The sequence below is a fragment of the Micromonospora sp. NPDC053740 genome, from assembly GCF_040677775.1.
Lineage (GTDB): Bacteria > Actinomycetota > Actinomycetes > Mycobacteriales > Micromonosporaceae > Micromonospora > Micromonospora alfalfae.
The window spans coordinates 125,997-141,465 of record NZ_JBFASO010000012.1 but is presented as its reverse complement, the minus strand read 5'-3'; the positions used below and the strand labels follow the sequence as shown (position 1 = coordinate 141,465).

The 15,469-nt window shown below is 69.0% G+C and carries 22 protein-coding genes; 9 read left to right on the top strand and 13 right to left on the bottom strand.

Features of this window, described 5'->3' with window-relative positions:
- Positions 1–2 precede the first annotated feature (2 nt).
- On the top strand, positions 3–278 hold the full coding sequence (locus AB0K35_RS27970) for a hypothetical protein (protein WP_363888974.1): 276 nt from the start codon (positions 3–5) through the stop codon (positions 276–278).
- 109 nt (positions 279–387) lie between these two features.
- Positions 388–879, top strand: coding sequence for a hypothetical protein (locus AB0K35_RS27965; protein ID WP_363888971.1), 492 nt, complete (start codon positions 388–390; stop codon positions 877–879).
- Here AB0K35_RS27965 and AB0K35_RS27960 read toward each other — a convergent pair.
- A complete protein-coding gene (locus tag AB0K35_RS27960; protein ID WP_363888968.1) occupies positions 876–1,208 on the bottom strand; it encodes a hypothetical protein in 333 nt (110 codons plus the stop codon). The two genes, AB0K35_RS27965 and AB0K35_RS27960, sit on opposite strands and share 4 nt — an antisense overlap.
- Before the next feature lie 91 nt (positions 1,209–1,299).
- Between AB0K35_RS27960 and AB0K35_RS27955 the strand changes: the two genes are divergently transcribed.
- Positions 1,300–1,713: a hypothetical protein gene (locus tag AB0K35_RS27955; protein WP_363888965.1), complete on the top strand. Its 414-nt coding sequence runs from the start codon at positions 1,300–1,302 to the stop codon at positions 1,711–1,713.
- Positions 1,714–2,021: 308 nt separating this feature from the next.
- On the opposite strand, the gene AB0K35_RS27950 is transcribed toward AB0K35_RS27955, so the two are convergent.
- Together AB0K35_RS27950 and AB0K35_RS27945 are read right to left on the bottom strand one after the other, a co-directional pair.
- Positions 2,022–2,339 (bottom strand): hypothetical protein, encoded by a 318-nt coding sequence (locus AB0K35_RS27950; RefSeq protein ID WP_363888962.1) that lies wholly within the window; start codon positions 2,337–2,339, stop codon positions 2,022–2,024.
- Between the two features lie 188 nt (positions 2,340–2,527).
- Positions 2,528–2,680, bottom strand: a complete 153-nt coding sequence (locus AB0K35_RS27945) for a hypothetical protein (RefSeq protein ID WP_238670248.1) — start codon at positions 2,678–2,680, stop codon at positions 2,528–2,530.
- A 126-nt stretch (positions 2,681–2,806) separates the two neighbouring features.
- Here AB0K35_RS27945 and AB0K35_RS27940 point away from each other — a divergent pair, with 126 nt between their 5' ends.
- On the top strand, positions 2,807–3,028 hold the full coding sequence (locus AB0K35_RS27940) for a hypothetical protein (protein WP_363888960.1): 222 nt from the start codon (positions 2,807–2,809) through the stop codon (positions 3,026–3,028).
- A 74-nt stretch (positions 3,029–3,102) separates the two neighbouring features.
- On the opposite strand, the gene AB0K35_RS27935 is transcribed toward AB0K35_RS27940, so the two are convergent.
- The 3 genes from AB0K35_RS27935 to AB0K35_RS27925 form a co-directional block, all read right to left on the bottom strand.
- A complete protein-coding gene (locus tag AB0K35_RS27935; RefSeq protein WP_363888957.1) occupies positions 3,103–3,309 on the bottom strand; it encodes a DUF397 domain-containing protein in 207 nt (68 codons plus the stop codon).
- Between the two features lie 238 nt (positions 3,310–3,547).
- Positions 3,548–3,793: a hypothetical protein gene (locus AB0K35_RS27930; protein ID WP_363888954.1), complete on the bottom strand. Its 246-nt coding sequence runs from the start codon at positions 3,791–3,793 to the stop codon at positions 3,548–3,550.
- Positions 3,790–4,047 (bottom strand): hypothetical protein, encoded by a 258-nt coding sequence (locus AB0K35_RS27925; protein WP_363888951.1) that lies wholly within the window; start codon positions 4,045–4,047, stop codon positions 3,790–3,792. Before AB0K35_RS27925 ends, AB0K35_RS27930 begins: the two co-directional genes overlap by 4 nt.
- Before the next feature lie 141 nt (positions 4,048–4,188).
- Here AB0K35_RS27925 and AB0K35_RS27920 point away from each other — a divergent pair, with 141 nt between their 5' ends.
- The 3 genes from AB0K35_RS27920 to AB0K35_RS27910 are packed head-to-tail and all read left to right on the top strand — an operon-like array spanning position 4,189 to position 6,269.
- Complete coding sequence (locus tag AB0K35_RS27920; protein WP_363888949.1) at positions 4,189–5,406, top strand: helix-turn-helix transcriptional regulator; 1,218 nt, start codon at positions 4,189–4,191, stop codon at positions 5,404–5,406.
- 56 nt (positions 5,407–5,462) lie between these two features.
- The gene (locus AB0K35_RS27915; protein WP_363888947.1) at positions 5,463–5,705 is read left to right on the top strand and encodes a hypothetical protein; all 243 of its coding nucleotides are present in this window, start codon (positions 5,463–5,465) and stop codon (positions 5,703–5,705) included.
- Between the two features lie 21 nt (positions 5,706–5,726).
- Positions 5,727–6,269 (top strand): GNAT family N-acetyltransferase, encoded by a 543-nt coding sequence (locus AB0K35_RS27910; protein ID WP_363888944.1) that lies wholly within the window; start codon positions 5,727–5,729, stop codon positions 6,267–6,269.
- 120 nt (positions 6,270–6,389) lie between these two features.
- On the opposite strand, the gene AB0K35_RS27905 is transcribed toward AB0K35_RS27910, so the two are convergent.
- The 7 genes from AB0K35_RS27905 to AB0K35_RS27875 form a co-directional block, all read right to left on the bottom strand.
- The gene (locus AB0K35_RS27905) at positions 6,390–6,635 is read right to left on the bottom strand and encodes a hypothetical protein (protein WP_363888942.1); all 246 of its coding nucleotides are present in this window, start codon (positions 6,633–6,635) and stop codon (positions 6,390–6,392) included.
- Entirely contained in the window at positions 6,632–7,366 is a 735-nt protein-coding gene (locus AB0K35_RS27900) for a hypothetical protein (protein WP_363888939.1), read from the bottom strand. The genes AB0K35_RS27905 and AB0K35_RS27900 overlap by 4 nt, the downstream gene beginning before the upstream one ends.
- 1 nt (position 7,367) lies before the next feature.
- Positions 7,368–7,982 carry a GIY-YIG nuclease family protein gene (locus tag AB0K35_RS27895; RefSeq protein ID WP_363888937.1) on the bottom strand — a complete coding sequence of 205 codons (615 nt, stop codon included), beginning with the start codon at positions 7,980–7,982 and terminating at the stop codon, positions 7,368–7,370.
- Positions 7,979–10,189 carry a hypothetical protein gene (locus AB0K35_RS27890; protein ID WP_363888933.1) on the bottom strand — a complete coding sequence of 737 codons (2,211 nt, stop codon included), beginning with the start codon at positions 10,187–10,189 and terminating at the stop codon, positions 7,979–7,981. Before AB0K35_RS27890 ends, AB0K35_RS27895 begins: the two co-directional genes overlap by 4 nt.
- Complete coding sequence (locus AB0K35_RS27885; RefSeq protein WP_363888932.1) at positions 10,159–11,466, bottom strand: hypothetical protein; 1,308 nt, start codon at positions 11,464–11,466, stop codon at positions 10,159–10,161. The genes AB0K35_RS27890 and AB0K35_RS27885 overlap by 31 nt, the downstream gene beginning before the upstream one ends.
- 229 nt (positions 11,467–11,695) lie before the next feature.
- The gene (locus AB0K35_RS27880) at positions 11,696–11,953 is read right to left on the bottom strand and encodes a hypothetical protein (protein ID WP_363888929.1); all 258 of its coding nucleotides are present in this window, start codon (positions 11,951–11,953) and stop codon (positions 11,696–11,698) included.
- Between the two features lie 98 nt (positions 11,954–12,051).
- The gene (locus AB0K35_RS27875; protein WP_363888927.1) at positions 12,052–13,317 is read right to left on the bottom strand and encodes a hypothetical protein; all 1,266 of its coding nucleotides are present in this window, start codon (positions 13,315–13,317) and stop codon (positions 12,052–12,054) included.
- A gap of 220 nt (positions 13,318–13,537) precedes the next feature.
- On the opposite strand from AB0K35_RS27875, the gene AB0K35_RS27870 reads away from it, so the two are divergent.
- Positions 13,538–13,852 (top strand): hypothetical protein, encoded by a 315-nt coding sequence (locus AB0K35_RS27870; protein ID WP_363888924.1) that lies wholly within the window; start codon positions 13,538–13,540, stop codon positions 13,850–13,852.
- Between the two features lie 180 nt (positions 13,853–14,032).
- Complete coding sequence (locus tag AB0K35_RS27865; protein ID WP_363888922.1) at positions 14,033–15,454, top strand: helix-turn-helix transcriptional regulator; 1,422 nt, start codon at positions 14,033–14,035, stop codon at positions 15,452–15,454.
- The last annotated feature ends 15 nt before the right edge of the window (positions 15,455–15,469 follow it).

The window sequence follows — 15,469 nt, the reverse complement described above, 5'->3', positions numbered from 1 at the left end:
GCGTGAGCACCGCCCGCAGTCGGCCCGAACAGGTCCGCGACCTCATCATGATCCTCGTGCTGGCGATATGGGTGATCTACGCGGGCGCGGCCGTGACACAACTGTTCCTCTCCGGCGCGAAAGTCCTCGAATCGCTGCCGCCGTTCTGGTTCTGGGGGATCCCCCTCGCGCCATATTCGGCCCTGTACACGCCGTGGATGCGCACGTCAGCGGGTACAGGACCACCTGTGGAACCATCACCGCCTGTCCCGCCGCAACCGTCGGAGTCCGCGCCGTGAGCCCCGTCCTGTACGTGCTCCTTGCCGTTGGCAGCGGAGTCATCTACTGGGGTGCCGGTCGGCTTGCCCGCCGCGCCTACTACTACAGCCGAGAACAAGGAGAACCCCGATGACCGTGCCGGACGCTATCGCCCCCCGGCGGGTGTGGACGTGGCTGGGCACACCCGGGTCGGTGCGTGTGATCACCGCCGGGATGGTCGTGTACGCGCTCCTCATCGGCGCGTTGGTGTTCGGGTACGCCCGGGTGTCGGGGTGTCTCGCCCAGTACGCGGACGCGTCAGCCCGGTCGACGGCGGCGCGTGCCACCGCAGCGGGTGAAGACCGCGCGGTTGATGAGGCGGACCGGAGGGTCAACGAACGGGACCGGGCGGCGTCGGCGCGGGCTGATGACGCGTTGGACCGGGTGTTGTTGGCGATGGCCCGCCGTGATGAGGCGGCCACGCAGGCGGCGTTCCGTGACTTGTTGAAGGTGCGGGCGGAGGTTGCGCAGGTTCGGGCGGAGTCCGCTGCCGCCCGGGTGGCGAACAACGAGACTCGCGCCCGCAACGATGACGCTCGGAAGCAGAACCCGGTGCCGCCTCCCCCGTCGCAGTCCTGCTAGCCGGCCCCGATGCCTTCGTCGCGCATCCACGTGTTGCCGCGCCTAACCCACCCTTCGGCGTGCCCGTTGGCGTCGAGCGCGGCGGGTACTTCCTGCCAGTCGCAGGCCCGCATGTGGTTGGCGGCTTCCTGTTCGGCGCGTTCCCGGCTGCGGTAGGCGTGCGAGCCGACCCGGATGTCGGTGTGCTCAACCAGCCAGCGGCCGTCGGCCATCAACCCGAGGGTGACGTGGCGGGAGTCGGAGCCTGAGGTGTGCCCGTGCTGCCAGCGGCGGACCCGTCGCAGGCCAGACAGCAACCACGGCTGCACCTGATCCCCGTCGCCTGCCACGCCGCTGATCGTAGGGCGACTTTCATTCCGCCGACCCGATTTAAAGCTTCGGGCGGTTTCCTTTACATCCAAGATCACCCCGGGAGGGGTCATGTCCGACGTCTCAACGCCCACCAAGGGCACCATCCTCGGCCGCGAGCCCGCAGTCCTGATCGGTGGTGTCGTTTCCGTTGCCGCCGTTTTGGTGGCGTTCGGGTTCGACTTCCTCACCGCCAAGCAGGCCGGCGCGGTGGAGGCGTTCCTGACCGCCCTGGCTGCGGTGTGGATCGCGGCGAAGGTCCGCCCGGTCGCCCCGACCCTGCTGGTGGGTGTGATCACCACGGGCGCGACGCTGGCCGCCGCGTACGGATTCTCCCTCAACCAGGCGCAGGTGGGTTCCATTGCCGCCGCGTCGGTTGCCCTGCTGACCGCGCTGGTGATCCGCCCGCAGTCCACCCCGAAGTCCGACCCGCGCACCATCGACGGTGTGGTGGTTCCGGGCCCCACCGGGAGCGACGTCGTCTGACGCACTTCCCCTGATCTGGCGTCCCGCCTTCCTCCCCAGCAGGCGACGCCACTGGCCGCCCCCACATCTCCACGCGCCCCCCTGGTGCGGGCCGGAGATGCGGGGGCGGCTTCTTTCTGTCGTTCAGGGGGTGACGGCTGCTGGGCGCAGCTCAGCTTCGGCGCGCAGCCGGTACCAGCATGGCCAGTGGGCGGCGCAGTCGCGGCATCGGCGAGGCTCGCTGTCGCAGCGTCCGTGTCGTGCCGCGAGCGCCCGCCAATGCTCACGATCCACGGTGGGGTTATACCCGTGACCTGCGGAAACGAAGCTCAGCGGGCGAAGCGGTCGCGGTCTGCTCGGTGTGAGTTGCTGCCGAGCACATCAGCGAGTTGACCGATAACCACGTCGAGGGCGTCAGCACGCTCGCCGCACTCAAGCCGAGCCCGGGTGATGCTGTCAGCAGAGGTGGCGAAGGGGCCACGCGTGAGGCTCTGCCAGGCGTCGCGCTGCGCCTGCACGAGGCCCTGCCGGATGGCCGGGTGAGTGTGGAGCTTCGCGGCAGCGCGGGCGATGTAACGGATGCAGTCGGTGGCGGAGGTGCCGTTGCGCCGGCTGCCCATGTCCCGGTTGGTGTGCTCGTGGGACACTCGGCGACGATTTCTCGGCCCGCACGGAGCACCCCGATGTGCCGGTAGCCGCCGGCAACGGCGATGCGACGGGTGCCGATGGTGAGCGCGGCGGCGGTGGCTTGCATGTCGGCTCCTCTGGCGTTGGGGCGGGGTGGGGGTGGGGCGGGGTGGGGGTGGGGGCCGGTTGCCCGGCCCCCCGGTGGGTGTCAGTTGACGGTGACGGTGGCGCTCGCGCCGGCCGGGGTGTTGGTCCGCGCCCAGTTCCGCAGGTGCGTGATGTGTTCGGTGGTGGCATTGCGGACGGTGCGCCGCTTGATGCCCTTGGCCGACTCGATCTCGATGCGCACCGTGTAGGTCATGTCCGTCTCCCCTGCTTCGCTGTCCCTTGTGCCACTAGCCTACTGCTAGCGCTAGTACCAGCACAAGCACTAGCACTCATCCGAACGGCTGATTTATCGCGCTAGTGCTACCGCTAGCATCAACCCATGAGCGACCTCGACGACCTCGGCCAACGCCACAAACAACTCCTGCGCGACCTCGCTGAACTCAAAGCCCCACTCCACGCCGCGATGATCGCCGAACGCGCCACCGGCACCACCCAAAACGACATCCGTGAACGCTCCGGATACAAGACCATCCAGCAGGTCCGCGTCATCCTCGGCGAAGCCCAGCCCTCCAAGCGGAGCGGCAGCAAGACGGCCGAGTAACCCGGCAGCACAGAACCGGCCCGGACTCAACGGGGGAAGAGTCCGGGCCGGTTCCGTTCGGGTGGGAGGAAAGATCAGACAGTGCCCGGCATGTCGAACTCGCCAGCCTTGCTACCCGCGCCGAACGCCACCCACTCGCCGGGGGTGAACACCAACACCGGCCCGCCCGGGTTCTTGCTGTCCCGCACCTCAATGTTGCCGTCGCCGTTCAGCCGGCACTCGACGCAGTTGTCGCAGTTCGGGCCGGAGAACGTCGACTTCGCCCACGCTTCGGTGATCATGCTTTGGCTCCCTCAACTTCGCCAGCGGATCGGGTTTCCGCCGGACGTCCATCAGCGATCAGTACCCGCCGCTCCCCCGACGCCGCAGCCATCTCCCGCAACATCGTCTGTGCCCACCCGGGCTCCGTGCAGCCAACATCAGTGCACCGTTGACACCGCTGACCGCGCTCATGACTGTCGATCACCTGCCGGGCGATGTGCGCGACGAACGCCGGGTCGGTGGGCTCATCCATGCGGCTCACCGGGCACCGTCCACGTTCGCGCGGATCGCCGACACCAACACCCGGGCCTCAAAACACCAGCCGGCCGCGCAGTCACCATCCGGCCCGCACGCGTGCGCCTGAAGTTGCGCCCAACCTGCGGCGGCGTCCCTGTACACGGCGACCGCCCACACCACCTCATCACGGCCGGTCGGGTTGGGGTCAATCGCAGCGGCAGGCAAGCGCAGGCACGTTCCGCGCGGCACATCCGCTTCGGCGATCACCGCCGCGCCCACCGAGACTGGCGGGGCTGGTTGGGGCGGATCCGGTTGACGCGGGACACACCCACCGCGAAGTCGTGCCGCCCATCCAGCACACTCAACCCGTGGTCGTCGGCGCTGTCTGCTGGTGTGGTGTCACCGCGCACCGCCCGACCGTTGTGCAACCGCCACTGATCCACGTCGCCCCCAAGGTGGGTGGGGTGGCGGCCGGTCAGGCTGGGGGTCCAACCGGCCGCCACACCGAAGGTCGGCAACACCAGCCCCCGCCGTCCCGGCTGCGAGCCAGTGCGCCATTCGGTCAGCACATGTACTGACAAGTTCAGGATTGCCGATACGCTGGGGAAACGGCAGGAGTGGCGTGTGTGCACACACTCCTGCACACACGCTGGGGGGCGAAAATGGGCAGATTCGGGCAGACACTCAGACGGCACCGCGAAACAGCCGGGCTGTCCCTGCGGCAGCTCGACGCGCTCATCAACTTCCAGTTCAGCCACATCTCACAGGTGGAACGCGGCATCCGTCCCCCCACCGAGGCGATGGCAACTGCCTGTGACCGTGAATTGAACGCTGGCGGTGCGCTGATTGAGGCGTACCGAAACGAGCGGGCAGGCCACACGGACATGCACAGACGAACCATGCTCGCAGCCATGGCCGGGTTGGCCGCCGCACCCGCCGTCGCACCCCTGGTCGGGTTGGAAGCGTTGCGCCACGGGTTGGGCGCCGCCGTGGGCAGCGATGTGGACGAGTGGGAGCAGATCGTCGCCGACTACGGGCACGGCTACTACGCCCAACCCCACCACCTGCTCATGTCCCAGCTCAACGCCGACCTGACCGTGTTGCAGCATCAGATCGCCGCCGACACGGGCACCCACCGGCCCCGCCTGTTGCGGGCCGCTGGCCGCCTGTCCGTGATCGTCGCGTTGGGGTTGGTGGCGTCCGGGCAAACAGTGCTCGGTCGCCGGTGGTGGCAGACAGCGCAGCGGGTCGCGGACGAGTCCGGGGACGCGGACACTCAGGTGCTTGTCAGGGCGTGGGATGTGGTGAACGGCTGCTACGACGGGCGGCCCCCTGGTGCGGTGGTGGCCCTGTCCGATGAGGTGCTGCCGCTGCTGGGCGGGCAGGCCACGTCGGCGGCGTGCGGGCTGCTCGCCGGACGGGCGCAAGCCCTGTCCCTGGCCGGTCGGCACACCGAGGCGGTGGACACGGTGCGGCAACTCGCCGACGTCGCCGGCCGGCTGCCCGCCGCCGTGGTGGGCGATGTGGAATCACTGTGGGGGTGGCCCGAACATCGGCTGCGGCACACCGAGTCGTGGGTGTACACGCACGCCGGCCGGCTGGGTGACGCCGAGCAGGCGCAGGATCGGGCGTTGGAGTTGTACCCCCGGTCGCAAGCCCGCCTGCGAGCCCAAGTTCAACTGCACCAGGCGGCGCGGCTCATCCGGGGCGGGCACATCCCCGACGGACTGCGCCTGGCCGCCGACCTGCTCGACGGACTGCCCGTGGAGCAGCACAACCACCTGCTGCGGTCGGTGGCCCGGCAAGTCGTTGATGCGGTACCCGCGTCGGAGCGGCGCCGGCCGGCGTTCGGGGAACTCACCGACCGGGTCACCGCCTGAACGCGATCTTCACGAAACGCACCCACCCCCACCGGTAGGCGGCTGATGATCGCAGCATGTGGGAGCGCACCGAAGTGCCGGCGGTCGGCGGACCGGTCGACGGGCGTGACCTGCTGGTGCCCCTCGACGACGACGGAGTACCGCCCCCGCTCATCGACCAATCGTGGCTGTGGGTTGAGTACGGAGGCGAACTCCTCGACGCCGACATGGACGGTGTGTACGAACTGGAACCGGTCGCCGGAACAGGGCCACCGTGGGTGTACGTGTGGGCGCCCCACCAGCACCCCACCCCCGGGTGAGCCGGGTTCTACGATCGGCGGATGGCCGTCACGTTCACCGCCCACACCGGCCCGTCCGCCGCACCCCTGTTCCCCGCCCTGACCGACTTGTACGCGGTCGTGTACGCGGAACCCCCGTACGAGGAAGGTCCGGAGCAGGTGGCTCGGTTCCGTGACGGGCTCCCCGACGAGGCCGCTCGACCCGGGTTCACGCTGGTCGCCGCCGAACACGCCTCAACGCTGATCGGGGCCGCCTACGGGTGGACGATGCCCGCCGGCAGGTGGTGGGGTCGCGCCGACCAGGAACCACCCGACGACCTGCGCGACGTCGACAAGTTCGCGGTGATGGAATGGCTGGTGCACCCAACCCGCCGCGGTGAGGGTGTCGGCGCTGGGCTGATGCGGCGGCTTCTCGCCGATCGACCGGAGCGGGTGGCGACCCTCGCATCGAACCCGCTCGCACCGGCGCGACGCATGTACGCCCGCGCCGGGTGGCGACCGGTCGCCGGATCGCAGATGCCCGACGGCACACCGATGGACCTACTCATTCTCGGCCTGCCGGCGGCACCGATCCAGGGCGGCTGACCGCTGCGCCGCATCGCCAAGGTTCAGCATCCGCCACAGAACCCACTTGAACGGGCCAAGGTGCCGGGTGAAGATCACCGTCACCCCGGGCGTTAACGGATGCGCTGCCATCCCCGCAGGTTAGCGGCGCACACCCTCATTGGCCTGCAACCACTCATCGGCGTCCGCCCACGTTTCGACGCCGTCCCCGCACACCCGCACCCGCCACCCGGACAACCGGCGGTACTCGGGTGCCGCCTTCACCATCCAACGGGCCAACATCAGGTTGGCGGCCTTGTCGGGGGTGTCCGCCCACGGATCCGACAGCACGTTCCCACCGCGCAGCACACCGGACGCGTCGAACACCTCCCACGCCCAGGTGCTCACCGACGGCGCCTGCGACGTCTCTTCGGCTTCGACGCCCACTGCCACGCCGCGGCTGCCGACGCCATCACCACCGACGCGCCGACCGCCGAGTTGCGGGGCCCGTACCAGCCCGGCCACACATCCCAGCCCGCCCACCAGAACCCGGCGAACATGACCAGCCACACCACGGCGAGCACGGCAGCGCGGACCCGGCGGCGCGTCCACCGGTACCGGGGTCGGCGCCGCACCACCCGGGCCACGTTCTGCGGCGGACCGTACGTGCGCTGCCGGGGCACAAACGAACCCTTGACCGGCTTCACCCAACCCGGCTCACGGGCCTGCCGCTGCTCGACGGCCCGCCGCACCTCGACGCGGTTCGGGTTGTCCAGGTTGAACTCGTAGTTGTAGACCGGCCGTTGCGGCTTGCCCCCGAGCAGCAGCACCGCCCCGTTGCGGATCCACCATTGCTCACGGGCGGACAGCTCCGCGTCCGTCCAGAACCCCTCTTCGATCACCCACGACCCGCCGACGATCAGGTCGGAGAACGGCTTATCGTCGCGGTGCTGTTCCTGCCGCTGGTAGACGGTCTGCACGCTCTTGCCGATGTACCCGACGATCGGTGGGGCGCCGGGAATGACGCGGCCGTTCTCGTCCACCGGGAGGGTGGGGATGCCGTAGACGACGCTGCGGCGGCGCACATGCGGCGCGGGCCGAGACGACCGCCCCGACCCGCGCACCTGCGACGACACCACCTCAGGACACCCGGGCCGGATAGGGGTAGCCAAGCCTCGGTCCTGGGAAGTAGGGAGTGCGGCTTCCGCCAGGCTGAATGAGAATGCCCGCAGCAGCGTCGGCCTTGAGCCACCCGTTGACAGTCTGAAAAGTCGTCGGATACCCCTCAGTTTGAAGCTTCTTGAACACCTTTCCGGGCCCCATCCCCGAGATGTGAGCAGCCTTGACGATTTCACGTACCCGGTCGCGTGGGTGCTGGCGCAGCCGTCCGGTCGCTAGGTCAATCTCCATTCGATCTAGCTCACCCCCAGCCGGAGGTGTCACAGGCGTCGGCTGCGACGGTGGATCGTAGGTCGGAGCCGGGGCAACTCCGTCTACCTCAGCCGGGCGCGGCATCGGTGGAGGCGAAAGCGCTCGGTTGTACACCGGTCGCGACGTGGCGATCACAGCCCACTCCGCCCACTCCGCTTCATGCCGCGTCTGGAAAGCCATCTTGGTGGTGCGCTTGACGTCGCCCCACCAGAACTTGTCTTTCGCGTGGTCGCGCATACGGCGCTCAACGTCGTCGGTGATGCCGACGTAGATGAGCTGCCCTTCGCGGTCCCAGAGCCAGTACAGGTAGGTGAGGGGCTTCACGGCTTCACCCCACGGGCCCACTTGCCGTACTGCGGCTGGAAGGCGTCGCCGGCCTCCTTGGCTGCCTTCAACATCTGGTGCAGCTTGTCGCGCGACATCGGCTTGCCCTGCTCGGTCAACTTCTCCCGCAACTCCTTCGGCTTCATGCCCTGCGGCCCGGCGTTGCCGAGGATCGACAGCATCAGCGCCTGCTCGTCCTCCGACACCGGGACGGTCGCGCCTTCCGGCGGGCGCGACCACACCGCCGGGTCGTTCCAATCCTCCTCCTCAGGGTCAAACCCGGCCTCACGCAGTACGCGGGCGAAATCGTCCTTGACCTGCTCCGACTGGCCGACGGTCATGCCCTGCGACTCGGCGATCCGGGCGGACAAAGCAGCGTCGCCTTCCTGGGCGGCCTGCAACACGTCGTCCACGGTCGCGACGCTGCCTTCCCGGGCCGGCATGGGTGGCACCGGCGGGATCGCGGGCTGCGCCATCTCCACCTCGCGTGGACGGTTCGTGCGCTCCCAGCCCGCCCACCGGCGCTCATACCAGTCAAGATCCTCGTCCGGTACACCCTTGAGGGGGGTGCCATCGATGGTCCGGCCGTTCGCGGCGGCGCGGGAGATCGGATCCAGTTCCGGAATCCAGGCGTCCGCTGCTACGGCGATCCGGTCAATGACGGACGGTGTGAGCCGCCACGCCCGGAACGGCCGAGGCTTGGTCGCCGAATCGTGCTGGATGAACCCACAGCCCGGGTAGGGGGCGTCTTCGGGGGCAATGCCCTCCGACCAGCCGAACAGGTACGACATCTCCGACTTGCTGGTCATCTTCATGCCGATCTTGATGGCGCACATGGCCTGGATCGACGACGCCACCACATCGTCGGTGGCCCGCAGACCGAGCAGCACCACCCGCACGCCCGACGCCCGCAGCTCATTGATGACCTGAACGATCAGGTCCCGCAGGTCCGGCCACTCCGACCGCGTACCGGTGATCTTGGCGATCTCGTCGACCATCAGGATCACTTCGGACAGAATGTTGCCGTCCGGCAGGAGGTGCCCAATCGGCAGCTTGTCGTCGTCGACCTGCGCCATCAGATCCTGATAGCCGGCCTTGCGTGCGTGGCCGACCCGCAGCAGCGCCCGCAACAGTTGCATGGCCTTCTGCGGGGTGTCGGCGACCGTGTTGACGGCTGGACGCCCCGCGCGGCCTTCCAACCACGGCTTGATCCAGGGGCGGGACAGGCCGGCGCCGGTGAGGTCGATTTGCATGACCAGCGTGTCGACGGCCCGCACGAACCCGCCCGTCAGGCCGTGGCCGAGGTTCGTCTTTCCTGACCCGGTCTCACCGACGGCGAGCAGGCACTTCGACCGCATCTCCACCGTCTCCAAGTCGCTGTTCGGCTGGACACCGAATGGCACCGGGTCGTTGATGGTGAACCGCGTGACGTCCTGCGGGTACTTCTGGTCGTCAGCGAGGGCGTTCTCCGTGGGCACGTCCATCAGGAAGTCGCGGCGTCCTGCGTCGGGGCCTACCTTCGCGTAGATGTTGATCGCGCAACCGGGGGGTAGGTCGATGTCCGACGCCAGGTTCGCGGCCTGCCCGCGGAGTCGGTCGAGCAGTACGCCACCCTCCGGCAGCCGGCCGGCGAGGGTGTAACCGTTGCCCTTCTCCCACTCGTCGAGGCCATGGAACTCGACCTTGATGCCGCAGACCCGCTCGATGCGGGCTTCCCAGTCGAGGGCGATCGTGACGCGCTTCGCCTCGCCGGGGTCGGACGGCAACACCGGCTTGTCGTCCTCCTCGTCGTCCTTCGGCTCGGTGGCCAAGCCGACGATGACCCCGGCGCCGGTGGCGGCACCCGCCAGGTAGAGCACGCCCTCAGCCCACGACCGGAACGACCAGTCGGGGTTGTCGAGCATCCACATCCCCCACGTTCCCGCCCCGGCCCAGCAGCCCAGCCGGTACAGGACCGTGGAGCCGGGGATCCGCTTGCGGGAGAACGCGGCCCGCACCAGATTGAACAGGACGGCACCCCCCACGGCGGTGCCGATGATGGCACCGCCGTGGGGGGTGGTGAAGTGCGCGACCGTGGTCGCGGTGACCGTGGTCAGCCCGGCGTTGAACGCCCCCCACGCGGTGCCGTGAGGGCCCGCGAAGTCGAACTCGATCAGACGGTTCTTCTTCCCCGCCATCAGGCCCGCCCGTTCGCGGACATGTCCCACATCTCCTCACCCACACCCGGGTTGCGGAGCCGGCGGAGCTGCTTCTCGTGGATCGTTTCCACCGCCTCGGGGATCTTCCGGGACATGGCGGCGGCGGTGTCCAACACCTCCACGATCTTGCCGATCTGCTGGGCGATCTCCGGGTCGACCGGGAACCGCTTCATCGACCGGTCCATCAGCACGCCGATGGTGGCGCGCATGTACTCCAACGTCTGCGGCAGGTCGTGGTACTCCTCGACAACAACCAGCATGCCTCGCGGCTGCCACGATTCGACGTTGGCCCACATACGGGCCGCCATCTCCCGGGCGCCGCTCGGCGTGTCTGCGCTGCTCATGGTGTCCTCCTTCGCGGCGGCCGTGTTGTCGCCGGGGATGATGGGTCGGCCGGGGGCGGCCGTTGGGTTGCTGTTCTGGTTCGGTTTGGCAGTCTGGGTGGGGGTGCCCCGGTCGACAGTCGGGGCGACGGTCTTTTTCGGCGCCGTCTTCTTCGCCGCGTTCTTGACCTTCTTCTTGGGCTTGCGGCGCAACACGAACCGGCGGAACCATGCGCCGGCAGCACGCCATCCGTTGCGGGTAGCTGCGCGCGTGGCAGCGCCGAGGGCGGTAGCGAAGCCCCGCTTGCGGTTCCGCTGGTAGGCGGATCCGGTGGTCGCCTTCTTTCCGGGGCGGGTGGCAAGCCCACGCCCGAAGCGACCCAGGCTGCGCATGGGGGCGGCGGCTGCGCGGGCGAGACGGCTGCGGCTGGCGCTGCCGCCGCGGCGCCCTCCGCCCTGACCGCCCCCTCCCGCCTTCGCCTTGGGGTTGGTCTTGCGACTGCCCGGCGTTGCCGTCGAACTGCCGATGCCAAGCTTGCGCAGGATCCCCTGCTTGCCAGTGGACCCGCCGCCGCTCGGACGCCCACCCCGGGGAGCACCGCCCGCGTTCGCGTTGCGTCCGGTGGCGCGGCTCGCGAGTCCACGCAGCGCACCCGCCGCCCGGTGCCGCCCGGAGCCAGCCCCACCTCCGCTGCCGCCGAGTCGCGGCACACGCGGGCTGCTGGCCGTGCGCTGCGCGGTGGTGGTCGTAGTGGTGCGCCGCTGCCGGTTCTCCTTCCGCCGACCAGCGGCCTTCTTTGCGGCCACTGCGACAGGTACCGCGGCGGCGGCACCTGCGACAGCCCAGCCGACCGGGCCGGCGACGACAGCGGCGGTGCCTGCGAGGGTGGCGAGGTTCGCGGCGGTGATCGCGGCGGGTTTCGCCGGGACGGTGAGTGTGGTGGTGGGGGCGCTGCTAGTCATGTCGCCTCCTTTCCGGTGACTTTGGGTGACTGTCATTGTGTCGGTGTCGACTGTCGACGACAGTCGAGGAGAGGGCCCATTTGCGCTGCTCATAGGACCCCTGGTCCGCACTGTCTGTCCGCTGACAGACAGTGCGGACAGTTACCTCACGTGGTGGCCAGCGCGAGGATGAGCCCGCTGGCAAAGGCGACCAGGAAGGCCAGCAGGACACGCGCGACGACTCGACCGCTCATCGATTCACCTCCCGCCACCGTTCGACGCCGGCCACGATCAGCAGCCCGAGCGCGACCCCGCTGGCCAGCACGGCCTGCACCGCCCGGTCGGCGACAACCGACACCACCGCAAGGAACGCGGCGATCACGGACACGATCAGCAGGCCGGTGGACAGGCGCAGCGGCGCAGGCTGGGCAGGTTCGGCGGTGGTGCGCTGCTGCGGCACGGCCAGGGCGGCGCTGGTGCGCACGGCGGGCAGGTTGCTAGTCGTCATCGGGTTCCTCCTCGTCATTGGGCTGGTCGAGTAGCTTCGGTCCGTCGTGCCAGGCGGCACGGGCAAGTCGGATGAGTTGGTCTGCGTCGCGGCGGATCTCATCGGGCATCCGCGAAGGGTCGAGCACCTGTTTCGGCCTCCAAGTCGTCGCCGTCGTCGGTGAGAACCGACCGGGGCACGTTGTTCAGCACCTTCCGGACCGTCCGGTCCGAGGTGCGGGCGAGTTGCGCCAAGCGCGGGTTCTTCGCGTCCGGTTCGGTCTTCCACGCCGCGATCACGCGGGCCACCAGTTCCGGGTTGACGCCGTCCACAGCCGGCACGTTTTCCACCGCCGCGAGCGGAATGGGGGCAGGGCCCGCCGTGACGCCCTTCCGGGTGTTCCGCCTTGGGGCCGGAACAGCGGAAGGCGTGTTCTTCCGGGCGGCGTCGTCCACCTTCCGGGCCAACCGGTCGTGCGCGGCGCGCACCCTTTCCAGCTCATCTACAACCGCCTGCCGGGACTCCTGGACCGCTGCCGTGCGCTGCTCGGCGGTCAACTTGTCGGCGAGGGCCCGCTCTGCGATGGCCCGCGCCTCGTCGAGCTGACCTGCGGTTCTGGCCGCATGCTCGGATGCTTCGGCGGCCTGCGCGCGGGCGTCGCGGGCCGATGCGCGTACCTCGTCCAGGGTGGAACGGAGCCGTTCGGTGGTGTCGTTGTGGGCGGCGGTGAGTCGGTCGACTTCCGCCCGGAATCCGGTGTCGGCTTCCGCCTGCTCTTCCGCGACGGCAAGCCGGAACGCTTCGTGCTCGTTCCGGGCGCGCACCGCATCGGCTTCCGCCTTGGTGCGGGCGGCATGTTCCGCCTCGGCCTGACCCTCGGCGGTCTTCCGGGTGACCTCTTCCGCCCGCAGCTTCGCGGTGATGTCGGCGTTCTTCCGGGTGGCGTCGGCGAGGTCGGCGCGCGCCTTCCGGAGGTCTTCCGCCCGCCGGGTGCTTTCCGCTTCCGCCTCAACCTGCGCGGCGGTCTTCCCGGTGAGCGCTTTGACTCGCACCATGACGACGGGTGCGATGCAGACGACCGCCATCACCAAACCCCACGGGGTGTGCTCGTCGTCGGTGATGAACACCGGCACGAGGTGAACAGCGATCTGGCAGAACAGCATCAGGGTGAGGCTGATGACGACGTCGAGCCACCGGCGCTTGTGGAACGCGGTGATGACGTACACGTCGATCATGACGGGGAACATCCAGGCGACGTACCAGGCGAAGTTCGCCATGACGGCTAGGTCGAACTCACCTTTTGCGGTGAGGAACACGGCGGCGCCGAGCGCGATGCGCTGCCCCCAGACGGCCAACCCGTCCGCTTCCTGCTGGTCGTTGCTCATCGCGTTACCTCCTCACGCTCTCTCGATCAGCCAAGGTCACTCGTAGACATTAGCACTGTCCGGGATGATCGGGCCACTAGGGCCACTAGGGCCATGCGGGTCACTAGGGGTACAAGGTATGGTCTAAGGCGTGCAGGTTGCCTCACCACCGGAACCAGATGGGCAACTCGCCTCGGATTCGCCGTTACGATCACCGCGAACGAGGGCGAGGGGGCGAAACGTGGGCGGGCAAGAGCGAGTCGACGAGCAGGAGCGGGCCGACATCGAGCGGCGCCTCAACGCCGGTGAGTGGCTGAAGATCGGCGAGCTGATGGTTCTGTTCGCCAACCCGAACGGGAAGCCCGCCGGGCGGTCGAGCGTGGACCGCTGGCTGCGCAACGGGGCGACGTTCGGCAAGACCCGCATCGTGATTCGCTACACCACCGACCCGTCGGGTGACCGGTACAGCAACCCTGAGGACATCGCCCAAGTGCTGGTGGAGTCCCGCAAGGTTCGGAACGCGGATCACCCTGATGGCGTGCCCGACCAGACGTAGCCGCATCGCCTGCTTCCCTTCGCTGACCTGTCGTGCTGCTGAGGCCAGCGTGATCCAGGCAACACGGGGATGGAACGGCTTCTATCCGGCCTTGCCACGGCCACCAGTGGGCTCGTGCACAACACCGCCCATACGCTGGGCAGTGCGAGCCGATTCGCAGCACACAGTTGGGCGGGCACCATGAGCCAGCAGGCAGCACCACCGAACCGGATCCGTCAGCTCCGTGAGGCGGCCGGCATGTCTCAGCAGGAAGTTGCCGACGCCATCGCCACCAGCACGGGCGGGAAGGTGTCGACGACTGCGGGGACGGTGTCGCGGTGGGAGAACGGTGTGTCTCCGCTGCCCGTGTTCCGGCGTGCGTTGGCGGACGTGTTCGGGGTGAAGGTGCCCGAGCTGGGTGTCCCGTCGGCGGCGCCGGTTCCCCGTCCACGGTCGAGCGCAGAGGACTTCATGCCAGACGTTGAGCAGGACCAGCGGGTGGTTGACTCGCAGCGGTCGTGGAAGTCAACCCGCACCCTGTTGAACCAGAACCGGCACCGCCTGTCGCAGGTTGCCGCCGGCTTGTACCCGGATCACCAGTTGGGGGCGACGGGTTTGATCACCGGCCCTGGGTGGATTCCCGACGCCCCGGTCGACTTGGCGGACATCGCGCTCACCGAACTGCCGGGGGCGCCGGAACCTGTGTTGGATGGCACGGAGCGGGAAGCGGCCCGCATGCTGCCCGACCTGACGTTGACCCGCCCCTACCCGAGGTACACCCAAGCCGTCCGGGACCTTGCCCGACCGCGGCTGTTTGAGGATCGGGTGTCGTGGCGGATGACCGGGGTGGACTGGTCGGACGGCGCCGGCCGGATGGGCTTCGCCGCCACCACGTATTTCGCCGCGGTGGATGTGTTCGAGCCGACCGCACACGAGTTGGCGTATGTGGCGTTGGACGCCGATGGGGGTTTGGCCGAGCGTCCGACGTTGCGTGACCTGCCGTACCGCAAGCTGATCGGGGCACCGTTCACGTTCGCCCGCCGCCCGGTGATGCCCGCGATCTCCACCCTGACGGTCCGCCGTGACGGCGACCGCGCTGAGTTCCTGATGCACCGCCGTGACCCGCGTGCGGTGGCTGCGGCCGGCGGCATGTTGCAGGTGATCCCGTCTGGCATTTTCCAACCGTCGTCGATCCTGCCGGCGGCCCGCGCCTTGGACTTCGACTTGTGGCGCAATGTGCAGCGGGAGTTCTCCGAGGAGCTGTTGGGCATGCCCGAGTGTGACGGGCACGGCAGGCCGGTCGACTACACCTCCGGGCCGTTCGCGGTGCTTGATGAGGCGCGGGCGTCCGGGCAACTGTCGGTGCACTGCCTGGGGGTGGCGTTGGACGCGCTCACCCTCGTCGGGGAAATCCTGACGGTGCTGGTGGTGAACGCCGACGTGTTCGATGGGCTCGCGGCGGACTTTGTGGACCGCAACGATGAGGGCCAGGTGGTGGCTGAGCGGTTCCCGTTCACTGAGGGCGGGGTGCGAGGGCTGCTCAGCTCTGGGCGTGTCGCCCCGGCGGGTGCTGGCTGCCTCGAACTAGCGTGGCGCTGGCGGGAGCACCTGCTACCCGCGTAGGCGCAAGGCTGGGGG

Excerpts from the sequence above, each read along its gene's own strand:
- AB0K35_RS27965 (WP_363888971.1), top strand. The coding sequence starts at position 388 with ATGACCGTGCCGGACGCTATCGCCCCCCGGCGGGTGTGGACGTGGCTG.
- AB0K35_RS27955 (WP_363888965.1), top strand. The coding sequence starts at position 1,300 with ATGTCCGACGTCTCAACGCCCACCAAGGGCACCATCCTCGGCCGCGAG.
- AB0K35_RS27945 (WP_238670248.1), bottom strand. The coding sequence starts at position 2,680 with ATGACCTACACGGTGCGCATCGAGATCGAGTCGGCCAAGGGCATCAAG.
- AB0K35_RS27940 (WP_363888960.1), top strand. The coding sequence starts at position 2,807 with ATGAGCGACCTCGACGACCTCGGCCAACGCCACAAACAACTCCTGCGC.
- AB0K35_RS27935 (WP_363888957.1), bottom strand. The coding sequence starts at position 3,309 with ATGATCACCGAAGCGTGGGCGAAGTCGACGTTCTCCGGCCCGAACTGC.
- AB0K35_RS27920 (WP_363888949.1), top strand. The coding sequence starts at position 4,189 with ATGGGCAGATTCGGGCAGACACTCAGACGGCACCGCGAAACAGCCGGG.
- AB0K35_RS27915 (WP_363888947.1), top strand. The coding sequence starts at position 5,463 with ATGTGGGAGCGCACCGAAGTGCCGGCGGTCGGCGGACCGGTCGACGGG.
- AB0K35_RS27910 (WP_363888944.1), top strand. The coding sequence starts at position 5,727 with ATGGCCGTCACGTTCACCGCCCACACCGGCCCGTCCGCCGCACCCCTG.
- AB0K35_RS27885 (WP_363888932.1), bottom strand. The coding sequence starts at position 11,466 with ATGACTAGCAGCGCCCCCACCACCACACTCACCGTCCCGGCGAAACCC.
- AB0K35_RS27880 (WP_363888929.1), bottom strand. The coding sequence starts at position 11,953 with ATGACGACTAGCAACCTGCCCGCCGTGCGCACCAGCGCCGCCCTGGCC.
- AB0K35_RS27875 (WP_363888927.1), bottom strand. The coding sequence starts at position 13,317 with ATGAGCAACGACCAGCAGGAAGCGGACGGGTTGGCCGTCTGGGGGCAG.
- AB0K35_RS27865 (WP_363888922.1), top strand. The coding sequence starts at position 14,033 with ATGAGCCAGCAGGCAGCACCACCGAACCGGATCCGTCAGCTCCGTGAG.